Source organism: Streptomyces sp. JB150 (genome assembly GCF_011193355.1).
GTDB lineage: Bacteria > Actinomycetota > Actinomycetes > Streptomycetales > Streptomycetaceae > Streptomyces.
On sequence record NZ_CP049780.1, the window covers coordinates 3,069,306 to 3,092,939 of the forward strand.

Below are 23,634 nucleotides of genomic sequence, written 5' to 3' on the forward strand. Positions count from 1 at the left end.
GGACGTGGAATTTGTCACCGCCGTCGCTTGACGCTGAACTGGGCGGATAGTGTGAGCGATCCGGTGCACCCGGCTCCATGGCCACCAGTCCGTCCAGGGGTCGCGCACTGTATGTACGAGACCCGAGCGCCTCGGAGGGGGAAGGCGCCGCGTGGCCCCGACGGAGGATTCAGGCAACCGTGGACGCGCAAGGCCGTGGGCGGGCGGAGCACATCGACCCCGCAGACCAGTGGGTACTCAATCCGAACACCGGCGAATACGAACTGCGACTGACCCCTTCCGCAGCGCAGTCGGCGGTCCCCGGCCCGCGCCGGGCCGCCCGGGGCCGCGGTACCGCCGCCCCGGACCGTGAGCGCCGCGAGCCCCGCCCCGCCCCGGGCGGCGAGCGGGACGCCCGCGCGGGCCGGGACAGCCGTGCGGGCCGGGACGGCCGCGGCGGCCGTGACGCCCGCGCGGGTCGCGACGGACGGGACGGCGCCCGGAGCGGCAGCCGTGAGGTCTCCGGGCCGCGCCGGGCGCGCGGCGCCGCGCCCGAGCCGGAGGCGGGCCGGCGCGGCAGGCGCCCGGTCAAGAAGAAGCGGGCCGGGAAGATCCTGCTGTGGACCGGCGGCACCATGGCGTTCCTGCTGGTCGCCGGGGCCGGTGCCGGGTACCTGTACCTGGAGCACCTCAACGGCAACATCGAGTCCGTCCCGGACGACGGCGCGAGCACCGGTGGCTTCTCGAAGGACAAGGCCATCAACATCCTGCTGATCGGCACGGACAAGCGCACCGGCGCGGGCAACGAGGCCTACGGCGACCACGGCAGCCCCGGACACGCCGACACCACGATCCTGCTGCACGTCTCCAAGGACCGCTCGAACGCGACCGCGCTGAGCATCCCGCGCGACCTGATCGTGGACATCCCGGACTGCCCGACCACGCAGGAGGACGGCAGCCAGAAGGTCATCCCCGGCGAGCAGGGCGTGCGCTTCAACACCAGCCTCGGCCAGAGCGGCCGTACGCCGAGCTGCACGGTACGCACGGTGACCGAGCTGACCGGGATCCAGGCGGACAACTTCATGGTCGCCGACTTCAACGCGGTCAAGACGCTGACCACGGCGGTCGGCGGCGTCGAGGTGTGCCTGGCGAAGGACATCAACGACAAGGACTCCAAGCTCAGGCTGCCGAAGGGCAAGCACGTCATCGAGGGCGAGCAGGCGCTGGCCTTCGTCCGCACCCGGCACTCCGTGGGCAACGGCGGCGACCTGAGCCGGATCAACCTCCAGCAGCAGTTCCTGAGCGCGCTGATGCGCAAGCTGAAGTCCAACGACACGCTCACCAACCCGTCGAAGATGATCAAGCTGGCGGAGGCGGGCACCAAGGCCCTCACCGTCGACTCGCAGCTGGACAGCATCGGCAAGCTGAAGGACCTCGGCATGGAGCTGGGCAAGCTGAACGTCAAGAACCTGACGTTCACCACGGTCCCGGTGGTGGACAACCCGGCCGAGACCGTCAAGGCCACCGTCGTCCCGCATCCGACGCGGGCCCGGGAGGTCTTCGACGCGATCGCGAACGACGTCTCCTTCACCGCCGTCAAGGAGAAGAAGGCCAAGGACAAGGCCGCGGTCGCCGCCCGGCTCAAGGGCGAGAAGTCCGCCCCGTCCGAGGTGCGGGTGCGGATCCTCAACGGCGGCGCCCCCGCCGGCAGCGCGTCCGAGACGCTGCTGTGGCTGCAGAACGACCAGGGCGTCGACAAGTCCGAGAACGCGGGCAACGCGGGCACCGTGCTGAGCAAGACCACGCTCGAGTACGCGCCCGAGCAGGCCGACCAGGCCCGCCGGCTGGCCGACATCATGGGCCTGTCCGGGTCGGCGATGAAGCCGGGCAAGAGCGTGACCAACGCCCAGGGGCTGCCCACGATGACGCTGACGCTGGGCAAGGACTTCAAGGGCGCGGGGGTCTCGCTCACCCCTCCGACGAAGGCGCCGGATGTGGACAAGTCCACCGCGGACAAGGTGCAGTGCGCCAGCTAGCCCGGCGGGCGGCGAAATTGGGGGGTAACCCCACGGGGCCCTCGCGCGTCTGACTTGACGCGGGGCGGACCCGTGTCAGGCGCAGGGCGGGGAGGGCAGGCGAAGTGGCGCAGACAGGTGTGCGGGGGGATGTGCCCGCGGTGGAGGACACGATGTCCCTCACGGCGCGGGACGAGACCTCGCGCGACGGTGAACCGGACGGCGGGGAACCCGCGAGCGCGCAGCCGGCGGACGGCCGCGGCAGGCACGGCGGAGGCGGTGGCGGCGGTGGCCGGCGGCGCGGGGGCCGCCGCGGCACCGAGCGCCGGCGCGGCCGCCGGATGCTGCGCTGGTCGGCGACCGTGCTGGCGGTGCTCATAACCGGCACCGCGGGAGCGGGCTACCTCTACTACCAGCACCTGAACGGCAACATCAAGAAGGAAAAGCTCAACCTCGGCGACAGCAAGGTCGCCGCGCCCACGCCCAACGCGGCGGGCCAGACCCCGCTGAACATCCTGCTGATCGGCTCGGACGCCCGCGACAGCAAGGAGAACCAGAAGCTCGGCGGCGCCCGCGACACCTTCGGCGGGACACCGCTGGCGGACGTCCAGATGCTCGTGCACCTGTCGGCGGACCGCAGCAACATGTCGGTGGTCAGCATGCCGCGCGACACCCTCGTACGCCTCCCCAAGTGCACCGCCCCGGACGGGAAGGTCTACGCGGCGAGCACCTCCCCGCGGCCCACCAACGAGAGCCTCGGCCGGGGCGGCCCCGGCTGCACGGTGGCGACCTGGACCGAGCTGACCGGCATCCACATCGACCACTTCATGATGATCGACTTCGCCGGTGTGGTGTCGATGGCGGACGCGATCGGCGGCGTCCCGGTCTGTGTGGACGCCAACATCCACTCCCGCGACAGCCAGGGCCGCGGCTCCGGGCTGAAACTGGAGAAGGGCACCACCAAGGTCAAGGGCGAGCAGGCCCTGCAGTGGCTGCGCACCCGGTACGGCTTCGGTGACAACACCGACCTCTACCGCGCCCAGGCCCAGCACATGTACATGAACGCGATGGTCCGCGAGCTGCGCGCCAACGCCACCCTCAGCAACCCGAACAAGCTGCGCAAGCTCGCCGAGGCCGCGACGGACGCGGTCACCGTCGACGAGGGCCTGGGCGACATCAAGAAGATGTACAACCTGGCCAACGAGCTGAAGAAGGTCCCCACCGACCGCATCACCATGACGACCATGCCGAACCGGCTGGTCGGCAACCGGGTGGAGCCCACCGAGGACGCCGAGACGGTGTTCCGGATGATCCGCGAGGACGTCGCGCTCGACGGCAAGGACAAGAAGAAGCCGAAGAAGGAGAGGGAGTCCGCGGACCCGGCGGCGCCCGACGGCGAGATCGCCGTGCAGGTCCGCAACGGCACCCGGACGGACACCCTGGGGGCAGCACCCGGCCGGGCCAGTGCGGTGGCCGGGATCCTGACCGGCGAGGGCTTCACCCAGGCCGTGGCCGACTCCTCGGTGCTGCCCGCGCAGAAGACGACGGTGATCCGTTTCCCGAGCGCCGACCTGGAGGGCGACGCCCAGCGGGTCGCCAAGGCCCTCGGCATCCCGCTGAGCGCGGTGAAGAAGTCCACGGACGTCTCCGGCGTCACCCTGATCGTCGGCGCGGACTGGCGCGAGGGGACGGCGTACGAGGCGTCGAAGAAGCGGGACAAGACGCCGGAGTCGGCGAACGCCCTCAACGCCTCCGACGACTCGGCGTGCATGGAGGTGAACCCGAACTACACCTGGAAGTAGTCCGGGTCACCGCCAGGCCCCTCGGGGGCGGGCTCAGCCGACCGTGCTGTCGGAGGCCCGCACCGCCGGCCGCCGCGCCGCGATGACCTTCCTGGCCAGCGACTTCGGGCTGGTCAGGAAGCCGAAGCCCCACGACATGTGCATGGTGGCGAGGGCGACGGGGATCTGGAGCCGGGCCTTGAGGGGCAGCCCCTTGCCCGCAGGGACCGACCCGGCGACGATCGCCGCCAGGTAGCCGCCGGGGATCACGAACCCCCACGGGGTGACGGCCGCGCCGACGACCAGTCCCGCGGCGATCGCGCAGACCGCGGCCGGCGGGGCGAGGTAGCGCAGGTTGATCGAGCCGGAGTGGTAGCGGGCGACGACGTGCCGCCAGCGGCCGTAGTCCTTGTACTGCTTGGCGAGCGCCTTCACGCTCGGCCGGGGCCGGTACGACACCTTCAGCTCGGGCGAGAACCAGATCAGGCCGCCCGCCTCACGGATGCGGAAGTTCAGCTCCCAGTCCTGGGCGCGGATGAACTCCTCGTTGTAGCCGCCCTGCTGCTCCAGCGCCTCGCGCCGGAAGACACCGAGGTAGACGGTCTCGGCGGGGCCGGCCTGGCCGCCGGTGTGGAAGGCGGCGTTGCCGACGCCGATCTTCGAGGTCATGGCGGCGGCGACCGCCTTCTCCCAGTCGTTCTCGCCCTCGGCGTGCATGATGCCGCCGACGTTCTGCGCGCCGGTCTCCTCCAGCAGCCGCACGGCGGTGGCGATGTAGTTCGGCGAGAGCATGCCGTGGCCGTCGACACGGACCACGATCGGATGCCGGGAGGCCTTGATCGCGGCGTTGAGGGCGGCGGGGGTGCGGCCGGTCGGGTTCGGCACGGTGTGCACCCGCGGGTCCTCGCGGACCAGCTCGGCGGCGATCTCGTCCGTGCGGTCCGTGGACGGACCGAGGGCGATCACGACCTCCATCTCGCCGGTGTACTCCTGGGCGAGGATCGCGTGGACGGCGCCGCGCAGATGCCGCTCCTCGTTGAGGACGGGCATGATCACGGACACGGCGGGGAGCTGCACGTCGGGCTTCGCGTTCATAGGGACCTCACGTTACCGCGAACGGGGGACACCGGTGCGCCCCGCCGGTGACGCTGCGCCGGGCCGCAGATCGTATGGGCCTACGGTGCTCACGGCTCCCACGTACGGCCGTCGTCCGGAGGTGTTCCCTTGCCCGCACCGCCTCGGTCCCCGAGCCGGCCCGAGCGCCGCCCGCAGCAACCGCGCCGCGCGCCGCGTCCCCCTGTCCGGAGGAAACGGCCGCGCTGGGCCGTGCGGGCGGTGACGACCCTGTCCGTGGTGGTGCTGGCGTCCGCCGGGATCGGCCACGCGGTGATCACCAGCCTGGAGGCGGACATCGCCCGGGTCGACGCCTTCCGCGACATGAAGAACCGGCCCCGCGCGGGCCACGGCATGAACGTGCTGATGGTCGGCACGGACGGCCGCGACAAGATCGGCGCGGCGGACCGGCACCGGCTGCGGCTGGGCGGGACGTCCTGCCACTGCACGGACACGATGATGATCGTGCACATCTCGGAGGACCGGGAGCGGGCGAGTGTGGTGAGCCTGCCGCGCGACTCCTATGCCGAGCTGCCGCCGCACACCGACCGGACCACCGGCAAGCGGCACGGCGGCCACCCGGTCAAGCTGAACGCGGCGTACGCGGAAGGGGGGCCGCAGCTGACCGTGCGCACGGTCGAGCACATGACCAGGGTGAAGATCGACCATTACCTGGAGGTCGACTTCACCAGCTTCATGAAGACGGTGGACGTCCTCGGCGGCGTGAAGATCTGCACGGCCCGGCCGCTCAGGGACCGCTACTCGGGCCTCGACCTGCCGGCCGGCACGCACACCCTCAAGGGCGCCCGGGCGCTCCAGTACGTCCGCGCCCGCCACGTCGACGGCGCCTCCGACCTCGGCCGGATGCAGCGCCAGCAGCGCTTCCTCGCCGCGCTCATCGGCCACGCCACGTCATCCGGGGTGATGCTGAACCCGATGAAGTTCCGGGACGTGACGCGGGCGGTGCTCGGGTCGGTCCGCGCGGACCAGGGGTTCGGCACGGACGAGCTGCTGGACCTGGGCCGGGCGATGCGGGACTTCTCGCCGTCGTCGTCGGAGTTCACCACCGTCCCGATCAGGCGGATGGGGTACGCCGTGAAGGGCGTCGGCTCGACCCTGAAGTGGGACCGGGCCAAGGCGGACCGGATCTTCCAGGCGCTGCGCGACGACCGCCCGCTGACCGCCGCCCGCCCGAAGGGGGCGCCGGTCCGGGTGGTCGACGTGGCGCCGCAGCAGATCCGGGTGCAGGTGGAGAACGGCACGGACATCGCCGGTCTCGGCCGGCGCGCCGACGCGGCCCTCGCGGCGACCGGCTTCCGCACCACCCGGCTGCCGGTGAACGCGGCGCACCGGGAGGTGTGGCGCACGGTCGTGGCGTACGACCCGCGCTGGGACCGCTCGGCGAAGTCGCTGGCCGCGGCGCTGCCCGGCAGTGAGCTGCGCGCGGTCAAGGGACAGGGCGGCACCCTGAAGGTGATCGTCGGCGCGGACTACAAGGGCGTCACCAAGGTCCGCGCCGAGCAGCCGCGGCCGCCGGGGACACCGGCGGTGGCACGCGGCGACGAGGTCGGCTGCTCCTGACCGGGTGACCCCGGCGGACCACCCGGGGCGCCCTTCAGTCCTCGAAGCCCTCGGCGGCGCGCTTCTCGCGCAGTTCCATGATCGCGCGGCGGCGGGCCAGGCGGTGGGTGCGGCGGATCTGGGCCTCCTGGTAGCGGCGCTTGTCGCGCTCGGTCTCCGGGATGACCGGGGGCACCCGGCGGGGCTTGCCGTCGGCGTCGACCGCGGCGAAGACGAGGTAGGCGGAGCCGACCTGGGTGGGCGGGGCGGACTCGTTCCAGCGTTCGGCGAGGACACGGACGCCGACCTCCATGGAGGTCCGGCCGGTCCAGTTGACCTGGGCCTTGACGTGCACCAGATCACCGACGCGGACGGGTTCGAGGAACGCCATCTCGTCCATGGAGGCGGTCACGGCGGGGCCGCCGCTGTGCCGGCCGGCCACGGCGCCCGCCGCGTCGTCCACCAGTTTCATGATCACGCCGCCGTGCACCGTACCCAGCAGGTTGGTGTCGTTGTGGGTCATGATGTGGCTGAGCGTGGTCCGGGACGCCGAGGTGGGCTTGCCCGGGATGTCCGCCTCCGTGGGGCTGGCCTGGTCTGTCATGGCCTCCACCTTATGCCGAAGCGGCAGCCGGGAATTTGTGTCGGGTTCGCAACAGCCCGGCCCCTGTTTTCCACAGACCCTGTCGAGCACACAGCCGCGCCCGGCACACTGGGGCCCATGAACGATTGGCCCGAGGGATGGTCCGACGACAACCGCGGCCCGCGCTACGGACGCGGGAGCGCCGGCGCGCAGCCGGAAGGTGCCCGTGTGATGCGCCAGGTGCGGCGCGGCGGCCCGGCGGTACCGCCCGCCTCGGGCCCGGCGGCACCGCCGTACGGCCAGGGGGTGCCCCGGCAGTCGTCGTACGTCGACGGCGGTGAGGGCGATCCCGGCGGGTACGACAGCGGGTACAACACCGGGCAGGTCTACGGCTCGCCCGGCGGCCGCGGTCCGGGCGGGGGCGGAGGACGGCGGCCGGCGTCCGCGCCGGACTGGCGCCGCCGGATCAAGGTGACCGCGATCACGCTGGCCACGGTGCTGGTCGTCACGACCGTCGGCACCTACTTCTGGGCCGACTCCAAGCTCAACCGCGACGTCGACCTGTCGACGGTGATCGACCGGCCGGCGAAGGGCGAGGGCACCAACTACCTGATCGTCGGTTCGGACAGCCGCGAGGGCATGACCGACGAGCAGAAGAAGAAGCTGCACACCGGGTCCGCCGAGGGCAAGCGCACCGACTCGATGATGATCCTGCACACCGGCGACAACGGCCCCACGCTGATCTCGCTGCCGCGTGACTCGAACGTCACGATCCCCGAGTTCAAGGGCTCGGAGTCCGGCAAGATGCTGCCCGCGAAGGGCGCGAACAAGCTGAACGCCGCGTACTCGATCGACGGGCCGACGCTGCTGGTGCGCACCGTGGAGTACAACACCGGGCTGCACATCGACCACTACGTGGAGATCGGCTTCGCCGGCTTCGCGAACATCGTCGACGCGGTCGGCGGCGTGGAGATGGACATCCCGCAGGACATCAAGGACACCAAGTCCGGCGCGAACCTCGAGAAGGGCAGGCAGACCCTGAACGGCGAGGAGGCGCTCGCGTTCGTCCGCACCCGGTACGCGCTGGCCGGCTCCGACCTGGACCGCACCAAGAACCAGCAGAAGTTCCTCAACGCCCTGGCGAGCCAGGTGGCCACCCCGGGCACGGTCCTCAACCCGTTCCGGCTCTACCCGACCATGGGCGCGGGCCTGGACTCGCTGATCGTCGACAAGGACATGGGCCTGTGGGACCTGGCGTCCATGTTCTGGGCGATGAAGGGCGTCAGCGGCGGCGACGGCAAGTCCATGAACATGCCACTCGCGGGCAACGCACCGAACGGCAACCTCCAGTGGGACATGACCAAGGTCAAGCCGCTGATGGAGCAGCTGAAGAACGACGAGAAGGTGACCGTCTCGGCCGACTGAGCGGGCGCGGGCCCGTGGGCCCGCGCCGCGGGATCACTCCCGGAGGCTGACGCGTCCGCGCTGTCGGGGCCCGTCGAATTTCGAGCGGTCCACCGCCGGTCGCGGGGCGGGCGAGGCGGCCATGAGCTTGATCGTCTCCCGGCCCGCGAGCGCCGTACGCCACTGTCCGAGGTGCGGTCTGGTCCCCTGCGGTCCCGCCGCCTGCTGCCACAGCGCCCGCACCGCGTTCTCCCGCCGCTCGTCGAGAACGCCCGGCAGGAGCGGCAGCGGACTGCCGGGAGCCAGGTACGGGTCCTGGCCGAGCACCCGTCCCACGACGAGGGCCGCCTTGTACCGGTCGCTGTCCACCGTCACGGTGCCCGGTGTCGCAAGCGGATCGTGCCAGTCGGGCGTATCCGCCTGGTCCAGGACGGGTGGCCGCCCAGCCATCCGCACCCCGTCGCAGTCCAGCAGGTGCACGGCCGGTCCGGGCCGGACCGTCCACAGCACGTTCGCCTGGGACACGTCACCCACGACCAGCCCGAGGGAGTGCATCCAAGCGAGGAGTTCCACCACGGCTACGACCAGGGCATAGCGCTCGGCCGGAGACGGCTGCGGCACCGCCTGCCAGGCTGCCTTCGGCTCCCGGAGCAGGTACGACAGCTCGATCAGCCGGGTGTCCCCGCGGCCCGTGCGCCAGGTCATGGAGTCGGGGGCGCGGCGCATGAGGAAGCCCGTCACCCGTCCACCGTCCACGACCCGGCACAGCGGCCATGCCGTCTCCCGGTCCAGGCGGTCACGTTCGGCGGCGGCAAGCTGCTGGCGCAGCGCGACCAGCTCCGCGAGCACCTCGCCGTCGACCTTGTGAGGCTCCCGGTAGCTCTTGTACAGGAGTCGCCCCGGGCCCGCGACGCCGAACACCTCGCCCTGGCCGCCGTCCCCGATCCGGTCCTCCAGACTCAGGCCGGCGAGCGGGACGTCGACACCCTCATCGGCGGTCATGACCGGGACTCCCACAGCACCACGGCGGTGCGGTCGTCGTCGTACGACTTCACCCGGTACTGCACCTGCCACAGGAAGTCCGCCGGAGCGGGCACCGAACCGGCCCCCCACGCGCGGGCCAGGAACTCACGGATGCCGGGGTCGCCGGCCAGCGGGGTGGAGAGGCCGTCGGTGCACAGCACCAGCACATCACCGGGCTGCGCGGGGCCGAGGAGCTGCGCCTGGGCGCGATCACTGTGGGGCAGCGCCGCCGTCCGGGTGTCGATCATCCCGTCACCGTCAGGGTCAGGGTCCGTGATGCCCAGGTACCAGCGGCCGTCGCGGAGGAGGGCGGTGCCACCGTCACCGACGGCGAGAAAGCCGCGGACACGCACCGTCGGGTCCAGGGGTGCGAGCAGGATCCGCAGCGTGGTGGCGTACGCGCCCGGATCGTCGCCCCGCTCCTGGGCTTGGTGCGCCAGCAGAGTGGCGACCCGGCGCAACGCGCTGTTCGCCGTTCGGGCGAACCGTTCCGCATCGGCCTCCCGCAGCGCCCCTGCGAGGTCTGCGGCGGCCATGTCGAGCGAAAGCGCGGCGAGTCGGCAGGCCTGTTGGGAGCCGACGTGAGAGCGCGCGGCGGAGCCGACACCGTCGGCAACCGCGAGCAGCAGCAACTCGTCGGGGCCCGGCTCACCGATGCGCGTCACGGCCAGGGAGTCCTGGCGCGGCTCGGCGTGGTAGCGGTGCGAGTCGCCGCGTACCGAGGCCGCCCGTACCGTCAGTGCCTCATGGGCAGCGCCGTCCACCACCATGTCCGGCACGAGCGCGGAGGTCGGGTCCGTTCGGATGCTCGGCACAGCGCGTGGCTCCGCCGGATACAGCGGCGGCTTGTTGCCGGAGTGCCACGGATCGCCGAGCCCCGGCACCCTGTCCCTGTCCGGCGTGTGGCGCCCAGCCGCGTCCGGCGCGTCCGGCGCGTCGGGCGTGACGACAGCGGGGGCGGTGCGGGAGTCTTCCGGGGGTGCCAGCGCCGGGGCCGCGGGGTCCGGTGGGACCACGGGTCCGGTGGGCGCCGAAGCGGGCGGCGCCGGCCGTGGTTCTTCCGCCCCGTTGTCATACAGATCCGCCCGCCGCGACGAGACCGCGCCGGGCCTTGTCTGCGGCACCCGGTGGCTCTCCTCGTCCGTCACCGCCGGACCGGGACCGTGTCCCACCGGTGGTACCACGGGCGCGGGCTCATGCTGCGCGGCGCCCGTGGCGTACGGCTCCGAGGCGGGCGGCGTCGCTCCGGGCTCGTGAGCCGTGGGCGGCACGGGAGCCTCGCCGTAGTGGCCGGGTGCCGATGGCCCGGCTGGGGTCCGGTGGCCCGAGACGATCTGGTCCACGCTCTGCCAGGCCTCCGCGAGGGGGTCCTCCCCACCCGGGCGGTACGAGTCGTGTCCGGTGTTCACGGGTGCCGCACTCCGTTCCCCCTGTCGGCCGCCGGCGCTCACAGCTTGTCCAGCGACACCGTGGAGAAGCCCGGCACGGTGTCGTCCACGGCCAGCGTGAAGCCGCTGCCCCCGTCCGCCGAGATGCTGGCGGCGGACCGCACGATCGACCGGGTGAGGCTGGAGGCGAACTCGCGCAGCGCCTGGGCCGGGGAGACGCTCGAGTCCTGTTGCATGAACGCCCGGAAGTTGGCGACCTGCCCGATCGTGGCCTCCTCCGCCTCTCCGATGCCGAACGCGATGATCTTCGGGCAGAACCGGGACTGGGTCAGCTCCTTGTACGCCTGCTCCCAGCCGTCGTCGGTCGGTATGCCGTCGGAGAGGAAGAACGCCACCGGTCGGTACACCTCGTGCCCTTGCGCCTTCAAGGCGGCCACGTCGGACTCGATGCACTGCTTGAGCGTGCGGAACGCCTCGCCGTATGAAGTGAGCCCGCCGGCGGCCAGGGCCGGCACTTCCTCGATGTCACTGAGGTCCACCAGCGGTTGCAAAACGGTGGCGGTGTCCGAGAAGCCGATGAGACAGAAGCGCGTCTTGTCGGCGACGGACGGGTTGGTGCTGATTTCGTGGTGCAGGTCCGGCAGCGCTCCGTTGATGGCGTCGATCGGCTCGCCGATCATCGACCCTGACTCGTCGCAGAGCAGGTAGAAGGGAAGGATCTGCAAGGCGGTACCTCCGGCGGTGCTGGGTCGATCCTTGGACGACCGGTGGTCGGTCAATAGGTGTAGAAGTAGATCTCCAGATCGGCGTGGCCGGTGGCGGCCCCGCGCTTCCAGAAATCGCGGGTGGTGGCGTCCTGGAACATGTCCGGACGTGCCTTCTCGAGCGAGCTGTTGACCTGGTGGGCGTAGTCGCCGCCCGCTCCCGGATCGACGTGGTGCCCGAAGGTCAGCACGAACGCGGCCTGCCGGCCGCTGTACCGTGCGGTTGCCTCGCGCACTTCGCGCACCATGGCGTTCTTGTCACCCGGGGCCGCGTCCACGGCCACCTTGACCGGCGTGCGGACCACCGCCCTGGGTCCTTTGGGCTTGTCGGGCCTCGCCGGCGCCGTAGCCGACGGGGAAGGTGACGCCGACTCGGCCGGCCGGGCGGCCTGGGGGTCGCCCTGGTCTCCCATGGCCACGAGTGCGAGCACCAGCAGCAGGTCCGCAAAGAGCCAGCCGGCCAGATGCAGCGGCTGGAAGCCGCGGCCCTTCACCGCGCCTCGGTCAGAGACGTCGGGGTGGCCCGCCGCGGCTCACCGGCTTCCTCGGACTCCGCCTCACCGGTTCCGGCGGGCTCGGTCGCCTTCGTCAGTCGCACCCGGGTCCGGTCGGCGGGATGCTCGGCCGGGTGATTCCCGCGCCCCTCGGTGGCGTGGCCGCCCCACCCGGACGAGTCGTGGGCCCGGCCCGCGGATGGACCCTCCTCCCAGCCTTCGCTCGAGAGATCCCCCCGGCCCCCGTTCGGCCGGCCGCCCCAGCCGCCGGAGTGCCGGTTCACGAGCCGCAGTTCGTCGGCGAGCCGCGTGAAGCTCTCCGCCGCGCCGCGGAGGGCGCCGGTTTGGACGCCGAGCTCACGGGCTGCGCGCTGCGACTCCTCAACGGCACGTGCCGTGCTTTCGGTGATGTCGCCGAGACGGCCGAGCAGTTGGGTCACCACGTCCGTGGTCACTTCGATGCCGGTGGTGTACGCCCGCTGCGACGCGGCGAGCACCGTCACCGACTCCTCGACCCGCTCCCCTGCGTTCTCCAGGGCGAGCCGTACCTCATCGTGCGCCCCCCGGACGTCACCCAGGGCGGTTGTCAGACGCGTCCCGTTCTCACTGACCGCGGTCTCGACGCGGGTGACGGCCGCGGTCAGCGGCTGCACGGAGTCGTCCACCTCGGCGAGCCGGCTTTCCGCCGCCTGGACGGCGTCACCGACGATTCCGGCCGCCGACGTGAGGTCCTTGTGCACCCTGACGGCCTTGTTGCCCAGCTTGGTCAGGGTGGCGGCGGCCTGCGTGAGTTCGGTGGAAAACCTCTGCGGCGAGCTGAGCCGGTGCTGATTGAGCACCAGCTGTGCGCGGGTCAGGACGGGCACGAGCTGGGCCATGAGGTCCTCGGCATCCCGCTCTGCCGCCTCCTCCCGCCTCGTGATGGCGGCCCGGCGCAGCCCGTGCACCAGGACGAGGGCGAACAGCACTCCGATGGCTGCCGTCGCACTCATCGCGACATGGCCGAAGGTGAAGGCGCCGGTGAGGTGCCCCTCGAAGCCGGACTGCCACAGTTGCAGGAACGGCCGGGTCGCCGCCTTCGGGTTCTCCCCGATGAGGGCTTCATAGGCGCTGGAAGCCTGGGTGAGGCCGTACCAGGTCACCATCAGCGGCACGAAGACCAGTGCGCCCAGTGCCGCCTCGGCGTAGGTCCAAGCCCTGTGCTCCGTCCGCGGGCCGGTCCGGCCCAAGCTCTCCCTCCGGGCGTAGGCCGCGAGCAGGTCGAGCTCGACCCAGGGTTCGAGCGCGGTGGGATCCTTGTCGCCCAAGGCGTCGGCGAGCGCGCTCAGCTCGCCCTTGCGTATCTCGAGGGCCGGCCGCTCCGCCATCTCCCTGACGTTACGCGCGACCACATGACGGTCTAACAGGACATCAGCGGGCATTCCCACCCCCATGGCGCGATGTGCGCGGGGGTGCCCGATGGTGGCGGTCACGGCCCCCCGACCGTACGACCCGCCCGGCCCCCCGACGACCGGTCACACGCACCCAACGTGTGACCAGGGCCACCGAGAGTACTCCACATCACATAGACTCGCGCAACCACATCGCGCCTCGAGCGACGGATGAGGAGGGGCCTTGGGCAACGACAACCGTCCACGGGGCACCATCCGGTTGAAACCCACCGCCGGTGCGCCGCCCCGGCAGGGCGCGCCTGTCCGCCCCGACACCGCACTGACCAGGCCGGCACCGCAGGCCCGCGTCCCGGGACGCGGCATCCTCCAGGTGAATCTGAACTGGTCGGTGGCGACGGAGGCGGACCTCGACCTCGGCTGCCTGGTGTCCTTCGTCGACGGTTCCGGCGTCGCCGTGCAGCCACTGGGCAACGCCTTCGGCTCGCTGGTCGCGTGGCCCTACGTGGAACTCGACCAGGACGACCGGAGCGGCGCCTCATCGGACGGGGAGACGCTCCGGGTCGATCTGGCGCACCGGGACGAATTCCGGCAGCTGCTGTTCTACGTGTACGTCTACCAGGGCGCGGTGGACTTCCGCCGCCTTGGCGCGGTCGCCACGATGACCGCGCCGTCGGGAACCTTCCGCATCGCGCTCGACGACTCCCCGAGCGGCGCCACCGGCTGTGCGATCGCGCGGGCTGCCGCCGACCCCGATGGGCTCACGGTCCGCCGGGAGGTGCGGTGGTTCTCCGGCACGGAGCGCCATTCGGTGCAAGAGGCGATGGACCGTGCCTACGGCTTCGGTTTCCCCTGGGTGTGGGGGACGAAGGACTGAGCGCCGCCTCGGGTCCCGGACGGCCCGGACCCGAGGCGCTGTGCTCGCTTACGGCAGGTTGCGCGCCATCACGATGCGCTGGACCTGGTTGGTGCCCTCGTAGATCTGGGTGATCTTGGCGTCGCGCATCATGCGCTCGACCGGGTAGTCACGGGTGTAGCCGTAGCCGCCGAGGAGCTGGACGGCGTCCGTGGTGACCTCCATGGCGATGTCGGAGGCGAAGCACTTCGCCGCCGCGCCGAGGTAGGTGAGGTCGGCGTCGCCGCGCTCGGAGGCGGCGGCGGCCTGGTAGGTCAGGGCGCGGGCGGCCGAGATCTTCATGGCCATGTCGGCGAGCATGAACTGGATGCCCTGGAAGTCGGCGATCGGCTTGCCGAACTGCTTGCGCTCCTGGACGTAGCCCTTGGCGTAGTCGAGGGCGCCCTGGGCGATGCCGAGGGCCTGGGCGGCGATGGTGATGCGGGTGTGGTCGAGGGTCTTCATCGCCGTGGCGAAGCCGGTGCCCTCCTCGCCGATCATGCGGTCGGCGGGGATGCGGACGTTGTCCAGGTAGACCTCGCGGGTCGGCGAGCCCTTGATGCCGAGCTTCTTCTCGGGGGCGCCGAAGGAGACGCCCTCGTCGGACTTCTCGACGACGAAGGCGGAGATGCCCTTGGAGCGCTTGGACGGGTCCGTCACGGCCATCACCGTGTAGAACTCCGACACGCCCGCGTTGGTGATCCAGCGCTTGACGCCGTTGAGCACCCAGTGGTCGCCGTCGCGGACCGCGCGCGTCTTCATGCCGGCCGCGTCGGAGCCCGCGTCGGGCTCGGAGAGGCAGTACGAGAACATCGCCTCGCCCTTGGCGAGCGGGGTCATGTACTTCTTCTTCAGCTCCTCGGAGCCGGAGAGGATGACGGGGAGCGAGCCGAGCTTGTTCACCGCGGGGATGAGGGAGGACGACGCGCAGACGCGGGCCACCTCCTCGATCACGATGACGGTCGCGAGGGCGTCGGCGCCCGCGCCGCCGTAGGACTCGGGGACGTGCACGGCGTGCAGGTCGTTGGCGACCAGGGCGTCCAGCGCCTCCTGCGGGAAGCGGGCCTCCTCGTCCACGGCTGCGGCGTGCGGCGCGATCTTCGCCTCGGCCAGCGCGCGGACGGCGTCGCGGAGCATGTCGTGCTCCTCGGACGGGCGGTACAGGTCGAAATCAGCCGATCCGGCCAAGGTCTCTCACGCTCCAAGGACGCTAATTACCGTTAAGTAACACAAATTTTAGAGCTCTGGCCACGGCAGGGGTAGGTGAGTTTGGCGACAGGGGGAAAGGTGCCCGGCGAGCTGCCCGACTATGCTCGGGCTCCGCACGACCGACGTACCCCCCAGGAGCATCCATGGCCCTCAAGATCACCGTGATCGGCACCGGCTATCTCGGCGCCACGCACGCCGCGGCCATGGCCGAACTCGGGTTCGAGGTGCTGGGGCTCGACGTGGTCCCCGAGAAGATCGAGATGCTGCGGCGGGGCGAGACCCCGATGTACGAGCCGGGCCTGGACGAGCTGCTGCGCAAGCACGTCGCCGGGATCGAGGGCTCCACCGGGCGGCTGCGCTTCACCACCGACTGGGCCGAGGTCGGCGCGTTCGGCGACGTCCACTTCGTCTGCGTGAACACCCCGCAGCGGCACGGCGAGTACGCCTGCGACATGTCGTACGTCGACGCCGCGTTCGCCTCGCTCGCCCCGCACCTGAACGGCCCCGCCCTGGTCGTCGGCAAGTCCACGGTCCCCGTCGGCTCCGCCGACCGGCTCGCCCGCTACCTCGCCGAGCACGCCCCGGCCGGCGGTGACGCCGAACTGGCCTGGAACCCCGAGTTCCTGCGCGAGGGCTTCGCCGTCCAGGACACCCTGCACCCGGACCGGATCGTGGTCGGCGTGCGCAGCGACCGCGCGGAGAAGCTGCTGCGCGAGGTGTACGCCACGCCGCTCGCCGAGGGCACCCCGTTCGTCGTCACCGACTTCCCGACCGCCGAACTGGTGAAGACCTCCGCGAACTCCTTCCTCGCCACCAAGATCTCCTTCATCAACGCGATGGCCGAGGTCTGCGAGGCCGCGGGCGGCGACGTCGCCAAGCTGGCCGAGGCGATCGGCTACGACGACCGGATCGGCCGCAAGTTCCTGCGCGCCGGCATCGGCTTCGGCGGCGGCTGCCTGCCCAAGGACATCCGGGCGTTCATGGCCCGCGCCGGCGAGCTGGGCGCCGACCAGGCGCTGACCTTCCTGCGCGAGATCGACTCGATCAACATGCGCCAGCGCGGCCAGATGGTGGAACTCGCCCGGCAGGCCCTCGGCGGCGGGCCCTTCCTCGGCAAGCGGGTCGCGGTGCTCGGCGCCACCTTCAAGCCGGACTCGGACGACGTCCGCGACTCGCCCGCGCTGAACGTGGCCGGGCAGATCCACCTCCAGGGCGGCCAGGTCACCGTCTACGACCCGAAGGGCATGGACAACGCCCGCCGGATCTTCCCCACCCTCGGCTACGCCGACTCCGCGCGGGAGGCGGTGCGCGGCGCCGACGTCGTGCTGCACCTGACGGAGTGGCGGGAGTTCCGCGAGCTGGACCCGGAGGCGCTCGGCGAGGTCGCGGCGGCCCGCGTCATCCTCGACGGCCGCAACGCGCTCGACCCCGAGCTGTGGCGCCGGGCCGGCTGGACGTACCGCGCGATGGGCCGCCCCACCGCGTAACCCCGTACGCGCGGCGACGCCGGTTCGGCCGAGGCTCAGTCGGCCGAACCGGCGTCTTGTCGCATTCTGCACCAAGCCGGCCGCCGCCACGCAGCCTTTGTGCGGGGTGGGGGTCTGCGTGCCGTCCGGCGTTCGGCAACCCGGCGACTCCACCGCCCCCGTCGTCCCGCGGCTGTCACGACGCCTTCGCCCGGTAGCGGCGCATCTTCGCCCGGGCGCCGCACACCTGCATCGAGCACCAGCGGCCGCGGCCGGCCGGGCTGCGGTCGTAGTACGCCCAGTGGCAGTCGGGCAGTTCGCACGCCTTGAGGCGTTCCCAGGTGCCCTCGGTGAGGGCCTCGGCCACGGCCGCGGCGACACGGGACAGCAGCGGCCCGTCGTCGGCCGGAGCGAGGCGTGCCGAGCCGTCCCGCGGGTCGACCGCGACGTACAGCGGCACCCGCGCCAGCAGCTCGCCGAGCGGGGTGACCGCGCGGTGCGGCGGATGCCCGGCGTGGGCCAGACAGACCGCGCGCAGCGACTCCCGCAGCTCTCGCGCGGCCTCCAGGTCCCCCGCCGCGATCCCGAACCGCGCCCGGCCCTCGGGCGTGTCCAGAGCGTCCCGCCCCGACCCCAGGTCGACGGTGTTCACCAGCGCCTCGACCACAGCGAGTCCGCCGGGCGCGGGAAGCCTTTCGCTCATGCTTGCGACGTTACCCGTTCTGCGGGAGCATGCGGTAACGGTTACCGGTTACACCGCTCTACAGGTAACCCCTCGACGAGGAGGAAGTCATGGCTCTCGCAGAACTGGGCGTCGTCGTACTGGATTGTCCCGACCCGCGCAGGCTGGCCGATTTTTACGCCGGCGTGCTGGGCGGCACCGTCAAGGCGGAGGAGGACGGGAGCTGGGTCACCCTGCAGGTCCCCGGCGGGCAGCACCTGGCCTTCCAGGCCGCGCCGGGCTTCGTCCCGCCGAAGTGGCCGTCCCCGGACGCCTCGCAACAGTTCCACCTGGACCTGAACGTGCGGGATCTCGACGCGGCGGAGCAGAGCGTGCTCGCGCTCGGCGCCACCGTGCTCGACGCGGAGGACCGCTCCCGGCCGTGGCGTGTCTATGCCGACCCCGCGGGGCACCCGTTCTGCCTCTGCGCCTGCTGAGCCCCCTACACACGGAGGTGCCCATGCCCCCCGCGGCCCGTTTCCGTTCCGTCGTCCTCGACTGCCCCGACCCGCGCGCCCTCGCCCGCTTCTACGCCGGGATCCTCGGCGGCGAGCCCGAGGGCGCCGACCCCGACTGGGTGGTGCTCCAGGTGCCCGGCGGGCCCCGGCTGGCCTTCCAGTCCGCGCCGGACCTGCGCCCGCCCGAGTGGCCGCGCTCCGACCGGAACGCCCAGCAGTTCCACCTTGACCTGGACGCCGGGTCCACCTGGGAGGAGATCGACGAGGCGGAGAAGCGGGTGCTGGCCCTCGGCGGCCGGGTGCTGGACGCGGAGGACTACGAGACGAAGGACTTCCGGGTCTACGCCGATCCGGCCGGGCATCCGTTCTGCCTGTGCCGGATCGAGCACTCCTGACCCTCGGAGGCCGGTCCCCTATCCGTCGAGTTCGGCGATCTTCGCCGCCGACGGGGCCCGGCGCTCCTGCGCCGCCCGCGCCGTGACGTCCGCGACGCGCAGCACCCGCTGGACGTTCCCCCAGGTCAGCAGGGCCAGGTCGGGGTCGCTCCAGCCGCGCCGCAGCAGTTCGGCGATCAGGTGCGGGTAGCAGGAGGCGTCGCCCAGCTCCTGCGGGTGGGCGCAGCCGGCGTCGTAGGTGCCGGACAGGCCGACGGACCGGGGCCCGGCGAGTGCGCGGACGTGGTCGAGGTGGTCGGCCACGTCCCGGACCGACGGGCCCGTCTGCTCGGCGGTCAGCGGCACCATGCACAGGCCCTTGGCCGCGCCCAGCGCCGCCAGCAGTTCGTCGGGCAGGTTGGCGGGGTGCGGGCGCAGGCTGCGGGCCGCGGAGCGGGTGGCGATGACCGGCGCGCGCGAGGCGGCGAGGATGCGGCGGATGGTCTCCTCGGAGGCGCCGGACAGGTCGGCGAGCACCCCGAGCCGGTTCATCTCGCGCACCACCTCCTCGCCGAACCGGGTCAGCCCCGCCTTGCTCGCCCAGGAGGTGCCCGAGAGGGTGAGCACCCGCAGCCCGAGGGCGTGCAGCACCCGCAGCAGGCCCACGGAGTCGTCCAGGGCGGCGGCGTGCGCCGGGCCGAGGAGGACGGCGGCCCGGCCGCAGTTGCGGGCGTCGATGACCTGCCCGGCGGTGCGGGCCAGGCGCAGGCTCTCGGGGTGTCCGGCGATCACCTTGCGGACCAGGTCCAGCTGCTCCAGGGTCGCGGCCACCGCCCGGTCGGCGGCCAGCCCCTCGGGCAGGTGCAGGGAGCAGAACAGCGCCCCGACATGGCCCTGCCGCAGACGTGGCACATCGGTGTCGACGGCGCTCTCGCCGGTCTCCAGGTCGTACCAGGGCAGGTGGCGCAGCGCCCAGGGCAGCCCGCTGTAGCCGTCGGCGACGGGGTGCGCGGCGAGCAGGGCGTGCGCCCGCTCCAGCGGCGCGGCGTCGGGGTCGTCCCCCTCGCCGGGGACGTACGGCTCGGGCGGGAACGGCCCGCCCAGCGGCAGGTCGCCGAGCTCGCCGACCTCGGGCGGGGTGTGCAGGTCGTCCTGGAGTTCGGCCATGGCGGCTCCTGACGTGCGCGGCGGTCGCTTACCGTCACCGTCGCACGGCTCCCCCGGGCGTACCCGGTGGATGGCGCGTTCGGGGGTACCCCCGGCCGAGAACCGCAGGTCGGCGCGGCTGCTGGCGCTCGGATCACTCCGCCGGGGACCCCAGGTCGTCAGGCGGGTGATCCGGCCCGCCGTCCCGCGGCGGGCCGGTACCTCGCCGCGGTCAGCCGTCCAGCTCCTCGATGGTGACGTGGGAGGGGGCGCGGGTGGCCTGGAGGTCGCGGGCCACGTCCTCGGCGGCGCCCAGCACCCGTACCGCGTTCTGCCAGGTCAGCTTGGCCAGGTCGGTCCTGGACCAGCCACGGTCGAGCAGTTCGGCGATGAGGTTGGGGTAGCCCGAGACGTCGTCCAGGCCGTCGGGGGTGAAGACGGTGCCGTCGTAGTCGCCGCCGATGCCGAGGTGGTCGATGCCGGCGACCTCGCGCATGTGGTCGAGGTGGTCGGCGACCGTGGCGGCGGTGGCGACCGGGCGCGGGTGGCGCTCCTCGAAGGCGCGGTGCACCTTCATCGCCTCGGGGGTGGCGTCGAGGTGGTGGAAGCCGTGGGCGCGCAGGTTCTCGTCGGCGGCGGCCGTCCAGTCGACGGCGGCCTGCAGGACGAACTTCGGCACGAACGTCACCATCGCCACGCCGCCGTTGGCGGGCAGGCGCTCCAGCACGTCGTCCGGGATGTTGCGGGGGTGGTCGCAGACCGCGCGGGCCGAGGAGTGGGAGAAGATCACCGGGGCCGTGGAGGTGTCCAGCGCGTCCCGCATCGTCGTGGCGGCCACGTGCGAGAGGTCGACCAGCATGCCGAGGCGGTTCATCTCCCGGACCACCTCGCGGCCGAACGCCGACAGCCCGCCGACGCCCGGCTCGTCCGTCGCCGAGTCCGCCCACGCCACGTTGTCGTTGTGGGTGAGGGTCATGTAGCGGACGCCGAGCGCGTACAGGCAGCGCAGGGCGCCCAGGGAACAGTCGATGGAGTGCCCGCCCTCCGCGCCCATCAGGGAGGCGATACGGCCCTCCGCGCGCGCCGCTTCGAGGTCCGCGGCGGTGGTCGCCGGGCGCAGCACGTCCGCATGACGGTCGTTCAGCCGGCGCACGCAGTCGATCTGTTCCAGCGTCGCGGTGACCGGGTCGGGCAGGTCGGTGCGGACGTACACCGACCAGTACTGCGCGCCCACCCCGCCGGCCCGCAGGCGCGGGATGTCGGTGTGCAGGTGGCCGTCCTGGGAGACGGCGATGTCCCGGGCGTCGAGGTCGTAGTCGACCTGCTCGCGCAGCGCCCAGGGCAGGTCGTTGTGCCCGTCGACCACCGGGAACTCGCGCAGCAGTTCCCGGGCCTGGTCCAGTGAGGTCATCGCCGTCCCTTCGTCAGTGGGCGTGAGTGGCGCCGGTGCGCCCGCCCCGGCGGGGTGTCACTTGCCGAAGCCGAAGCCGTTGCCGGAGCCGTCGACCTTGGCGCGCAGCCGCTTGCCCTTCTCGGTGGCCTGGTCGTTGAGGTCCTGCTGGAACTCGCGCATCCGGGCCAGCAGGTCCTCGTCGTGTGCGGCGAGGATACGGGCCGCGAGCAGACCGGCGTTGCGGGCACCGGCGACGGAGACCGTCGCCACCGGGACACCGGCCGGCATCTGCACGATCGACAGCAGGGAGTCCATGCCGTCGAGGTACTTCAGCGGGACCGGCACGCCGATGACCGGCAGCGGGGTGACCGAGGCGAGCATGCCGGGCAGGTGGGCGGCGCCGCCCGCACCGGCGATGATCACCTTGATCCCGCGGTCCGCGGCCTGCTCGCCGTACGTGATCATCTCGCGCGGCATGCGGTGCGCGGAGACCACGTCGACCTCGTAGGGGATCTCGAACTCGTCGAGGGCCTTGGCGGCGGCCTCCATGACGGGCCAGTCGGAGTCCGACCCCATGACGATGCCAACAACGGGGCTCATTCGGTGATGGTGCCTCTCAGGTAGCCGGCAGCGTGACGGGCGCGCTCCAGCACGTCGTCGAGGTCGTCGCCGTAGGTGTTGACATGACCGACCTTGCGGCCGGGCTTCACGTCCTTGCCGTACATGTGGATCTTCAGCTGGGGGTCACGGGCCATGCAGTGCAGGTACGCCGAGTACATGTCCGGGAAGTCTCCGCCGAGGACGTTGACCATCACGGTCCACGTGGCGCGCGGGCGCGGGTCGCCCAGCGGCAGGTCCAGGACCGCGCGGACGTGGTTGGCGAACTGCGAGGTGATCGCGCCGTCCATCGACCAGTGGCCCGAGTTGTGCGGGCGCATCGCCAGCTCGTTGACGAGGATGCGGCCGTCGCGGGTCTGGAACAGCTCGACGGCGAGGTGGCCGACGACGCCGAGTTCCTTGGCGATGGTGAGGGCCATCTCGGTCGCCTGGAGGGACAGCGACTCGTCGAGGTCGGGGGCGGGCGCGATCACCGTGTCGCACACGCCGTTGACCTGGCGCGACTCGACCACGGGGTAGGCGACGGCCTGCCCGTGCGGGGAGCGGACCACGTTGGCGGCCAGCTCGCGGACGAAGTCGACCTTCTCCTCGGCGAGCACCGGCACTCCGGCGCGGAACGGGTCGGCGGCCTCCTCGACGGAGTCCACCACCCACACGCCCTTGCCGTCGTACCCGCCGCGGACGGTCTTCAGGACGACGGGGAAGCCGTCCCCCTCCGCCGCGAAGGCCGCCACGTCGTCCGGATCGCTCACGATCCGGTGGCGTGGACACGGCACGCCGATCTGGGTGAGCTTCGCCCGCATCACGCCCTTGTCCTGGGCGTGCACCAGCGCGTCGGGGCCGGGGCGCACGGGAATGCCGTCCGCCTCCAGGGCCCGCAGGTGCTCGGTGGGCACGTGCTCGTGGTCGAAGGTGATCACATCGCACCCGCGCGCGAACTCGCGCAGCGTGTCGAGATCGCGATAGTCGCCGACGACGACATCGCTCACGACCTGCGCGGCGGAGTCCTGCGGGGTGTCACTGAGGAGCTTGAACCTGATGCCGAGCGGGATGCCAGCCTCGTGCGTCATACGCGCGAGCTGGCCCCCGCCGACCATGCCGACTACCGGGAACGTCACGCCCCCAGGGTATCCGGCGCGCCAAGGCGGCCGGATTCCGCCGTTCCCCCGGGCCCGTCGGGGGTCATTCCGCGGCCCGCCCGCTCGTCCACAGGCGATCACGGAAGGGGGATGGTTAGCATGACGGGGTTGACGAATCCGACGGACGGGGGCCTTCACGACCATGGGACGTGACTCCTCGGGGCTCCCTGAGACGCCCCCCGGCGCGCTGCGGCAGCGGCTGAGCCGCCTGGCGCGCGAGGCCGCCAAGTTCGGGGCGGTGGGCGGGGCGGGCCTGCTCGTCAACCTCGGCGTGTTCAACCTGGTACGGCATGTCACCGATCTCCCGGTGGTGCGGGCCAGCGTGATCGCGACGATCGTGGCCATCGCCTTCAACTACGTCGGCTTTCGCTACTTCACCTACCGGGACCGCGACAAGAGCGGCCGCACCCGTGAGATGACGCTGTTCCTGCTGTTCAGCGCGGTGGGCCTGGTCATCGAGAACGGCGTGCTGTACGCCGCGACGTACGGCTTCGGCTGGGACAGCCCGCTGCAGAGCAACATCTTCAAGTTCGTCGGCATCGCAATCGCGACCCTGTTCCGGTTCTGGTCCTACCGCACGTGGGTGTTCCGGGCGCTCCCCGGCGCCGAGCCGGTCTCCCGCGCGGAATCGTTCCTGGACACGGAACGGGGCCGCGACCGCGAACGCACGGCACGCCAACGGGCGCGGGTCTAGGGGGCGTCTCCCCTCCAGCGCGGGTCCGG

At 72.0% G+C, this 23,634-nt stretch carries 22 protein-coding genes; 9 read left to right on the forward strand and 13 right to left on the reverse strand.

What is annotated here, in order from left to right; all coding sequences use genetic code 11:
• Positions 1-179 precede the first annotated feature (179 nt).
• The gene (locus G7Z13_RS14375; protein WP_165999404.1) at positions 180-2,015 is read left to right on the forward strand and encodes an LCP family protein; all 1,836 of its coding nucleotides are present in this window, start codon (positions 180-182) and stop codon (positions 2,013-2,015) included.
• Between the two features lie 152 nt (positions 2,016-2,167).
• A complete protein-coding gene (locus G7Z13_RS14380) occupies positions 2,168-3,796 on the forward strand; it encodes an LCP family protein (RefSeq protein WP_165999406.1) in 1,629 nt (542 codons plus the stop codon).
• Between the two features lie 33 nt (positions 3,797-3,829).
• Here G7Z13_RS14380 and G7Z13_RS14385 read toward each other — a convergent pair whose 3' ends face one another.
• Complete coding sequence (locus tag G7Z13_RS14385; protein WP_165999408.1) at positions 3,830-4,870, reverse strand: glycosyltransferase family 2 protein; 1,041 nt, start codon at positions 4,868-4,870, stop codon at positions 3,830-3,832.
• A gap of 129 nt (positions 4,871-4,999) precedes the next feature.
• On the opposite strand from G7Z13_RS14385, the gene G7Z13_RS14390 reads away from it, so the two are divergent.
• On the forward strand, positions 5,000-6,469 hold the full coding sequence (locus tag G7Z13_RS14390; RefSeq protein WP_165999410.1) for an LCP family protein: 1,470 nt from the start codon (positions 5,000-5,002) through the stop codon (positions 6,467-6,469).
• 34 nt (positions 6,470-6,503) lie between these two features.
• On the opposite strand, the gene G7Z13_RS14395 is transcribed toward G7Z13_RS14390, so the two are convergent.
• Positions 6,504-7,052: an acyl-CoA thioesterase gene (locus G7Z13_RS14395; protein ID WP_206313069.1), complete on the reverse strand. Its 549-nt coding sequence runs from the start codon at positions 7,050-7,052 to the stop codon at positions 6,504-6,506.
• A gap of 117 nt (positions 7,053-7,169) precedes the next feature.
• On the opposite strand from G7Z13_RS14395, the gene G7Z13_RS14400 reads away from it, so the two are divergent.
• Entirely contained in the window at positions 7,170-8,456 is a 1,287-nt protein-coding gene (locus G7Z13_RS14400) for an LCP family protein (RefSeq protein ID WP_165999412.1), read from the forward strand.
• A gap of 33 nt (positions 8,457-8,489) precedes the next feature.
• On the opposite strand, the gene G7Z13_RS14405 is transcribed toward G7Z13_RS14400, so the two are convergent.
• The 5 genes from G7Z13_RS14405 to G7Z13_RS14425 form a co-directional block, all read right to left on the reverse strand.
• The gene (locus G7Z13_RS14405) at positions 8,490-9,437 is read right to left on the reverse strand and encodes a hypothetical protein (protein ID WP_165999414.1); all 948 of its coding nucleotides are present in this window, start codon (positions 9,435-9,437) and stop codon (positions 8,490-8,492) included.
• A complete protein-coding gene (locus G7Z13_RS14410) occupies positions 9,434-10,273 on the reverse strand; it encodes a protein phosphatase 2C domain-containing protein (protein ID WP_240926215.1) in 840 nt (279 codons plus the stop codon). The genes G7Z13_RS14405 and G7Z13_RS14410 overlap by 4 nt, the downstream gene beginning before the upstream one ends.
• Before the next feature lie 632 nt (positions 10,274-10,905).
• On the reverse strand, positions 10,906-11,571 hold the full coding sequence (locus G7Z13_RS14415; RefSeq protein WP_165999416.1) for a VWA domain-containing protein: 666 nt from the start codon (positions 11,569-11,571) through the stop codon (positions 10,906-10,908).
• A gap of 50 nt (positions 11,572-11,621) precedes the next feature.
• On the reverse strand, positions 11,622-12,104 hold the full coding sequence (locus tag G7Z13_RS14420) for a hypothetical protein (RefSeq protein WP_165999418.1): 483 nt from the start codon (positions 12,102-12,104) through the stop codon (positions 11,622-11,624).
• Positions 12,101-13,576: a methyl-accepting chemotaxis protein gene (locus tag G7Z13_RS14425; protein WP_165999420.1), complete on the reverse strand. Its 1,476-nt coding sequence runs from the start codon at positions 13,574-13,576 to the stop codon at positions 12,101-12,103. Before G7Z13_RS14425 ends, G7Z13_RS14420 begins: the two co-directional genes overlap by 4 nt.
• A gap of 142 nt (positions 13,577-13,718) precedes the next feature.
• Here G7Z13_RS14425 and G7Z13_RS14430 point away from each other — a divergent pair, with 142 nt between their 5' ends.
• Entirely contained in the window at positions 13,719-14,369 is a 651-nt protein-coding gene (locus tag G7Z13_RS14430) for a tellurium resistance protein (RefSeq protein ID WP_165999422.1), read from the forward strand.
• A 48-nt stretch (positions 14,370-14,417) separates the two neighbouring features.
• Here G7Z13_RS14430 and G7Z13_RS14435 read toward each other — a convergent pair whose 3' ends face one another.
• Positions 14,418-15,575, reverse strand: a complete 1,158-nt coding sequence (locus G7Z13_RS14435; RefSeq protein WP_165999424.1) for an acyl-CoA dehydrogenase — start codon at positions 15,573-15,575, stop codon at positions 14,418-14,420.
• Positions 15,576-15,739: 164 nt separating this feature from the next.
• Between G7Z13_RS14435 and G7Z13_RS14440 the strand changes: the two genes are divergently transcribed.
• Entirely contained in the window at positions 15,740-17,083 is a 1,344-nt protein-coding gene (locus G7Z13_RS14440; protein ID WP_165999426.1) for a UDP-glucose/GDP-mannose dehydrogenase family protein, read from the forward strand.
• A gap of 175 nt (positions 17,084-17,258) precedes the next feature.
• Here the strand turns inward: G7Z13_RS14440 and G7Z13_RS14445 are convergent, their stop codons facing one another.
• The gene (locus G7Z13_RS14445) at positions 17,259-17,765 is read right to left on the reverse strand and encodes a CGNR zinc finger domain-containing protein (protein WP_165999427.1); all 507 of its coding nucleotides are present in this window, start codon (positions 17,763-17,765) and stop codon (positions 17,259-17,261) included.
• An 89-nt stretch (positions 17,766-17,854) separates the two neighbouring features.
• On the opposite strand from G7Z13_RS14445, the gene G7Z13_RS14450 reads away from it, so the two are divergent.
• Positions 17,855-18,220, forward strand: a complete 366-nt coding sequence (locus G7Z13_RS14450; RefSeq protein ID WP_165999429.1) for a VOC family protein — start codon at positions 17,855-17,857, stop codon at positions 18,218-18,220.
• A 23-nt stretch (positions 18,221-18,243) separates the two neighbouring features.
• Positions 18,244-18,636 (forward strand): VOC family protein, encoded by a 393-nt coding sequence (locus G7Z13_RS14455; protein ID WP_165999431.1) that lies wholly within the window; start codon positions 18,244-18,246, stop codon positions 18,634-18,636.
• 18 nt (positions 18,637-18,654) lie between these two features.
• Here the strand turns inward: G7Z13_RS14455 and G7Z13_RS14460 are convergent, their stop codons facing one another.
• The 4 genes from G7Z13_RS14460 to G7Z13_RS14475 form a co-directional block, all read right to left on the reverse strand.
• Complete coding sequence (locus G7Z13_RS14460; protein ID WP_165999433.1) at positions 18,655-19,782, reverse strand: dipeptidase; 1,128 nt, start codon at positions 19,780-19,782, stop codon at positions 18,655-18,657.
• Positions 19,783-19,993: 211 nt separating this feature from the next.
• Complete coding sequence (locus tag G7Z13_RS14465; RefSeq protein WP_165999435.1) at positions 19,994-21,172, reverse strand: dipeptidase; 1,179 nt, start codon at positions 21,170-21,172, stop codon at positions 19,994-19,996.
• Between the two features lie 57 nt (positions 21,173-21,229).
• Positions 21,230-21,754, reverse strand: coding sequence for a 5-(carboxyamino)imidazole ribonucleotide mutase (purE, locus tag G7Z13_RS14470; protein WP_165999437.1), 525 nt, complete (start codon positions 21,752-21,754; stop codon positions 21,230-21,232).
• A complete protein-coding gene (locus G7Z13_RS14475) occupies positions 21,751-22,890 on the reverse strand; it encodes a 5-(carboxyamino)imidazole ribonucleotide synthase (protein WP_165999439.1) in 1,140 nt (379 codons plus the stop codon). Before G7Z13_RS14475 ends, purE begins: the two co-directional genes overlap by 4 nt.
• A gap of 163 nt (positions 22,891-23,053) precedes the next feature.
• Between G7Z13_RS14475 and G7Z13_RS14480 the strand changes: the two genes are divergently transcribed.
• Positions 23,054-23,605: a GtrA family protein gene (locus G7Z13_RS14480; protein WP_165999442.1), complete on the forward strand. Its 552-nt coding sequence runs from the start codon at positions 23,054-23,056 to the stop codon at positions 23,603-23,605.
• Positions 23,606-23,634: the final 29 nt, after the last annotated feature.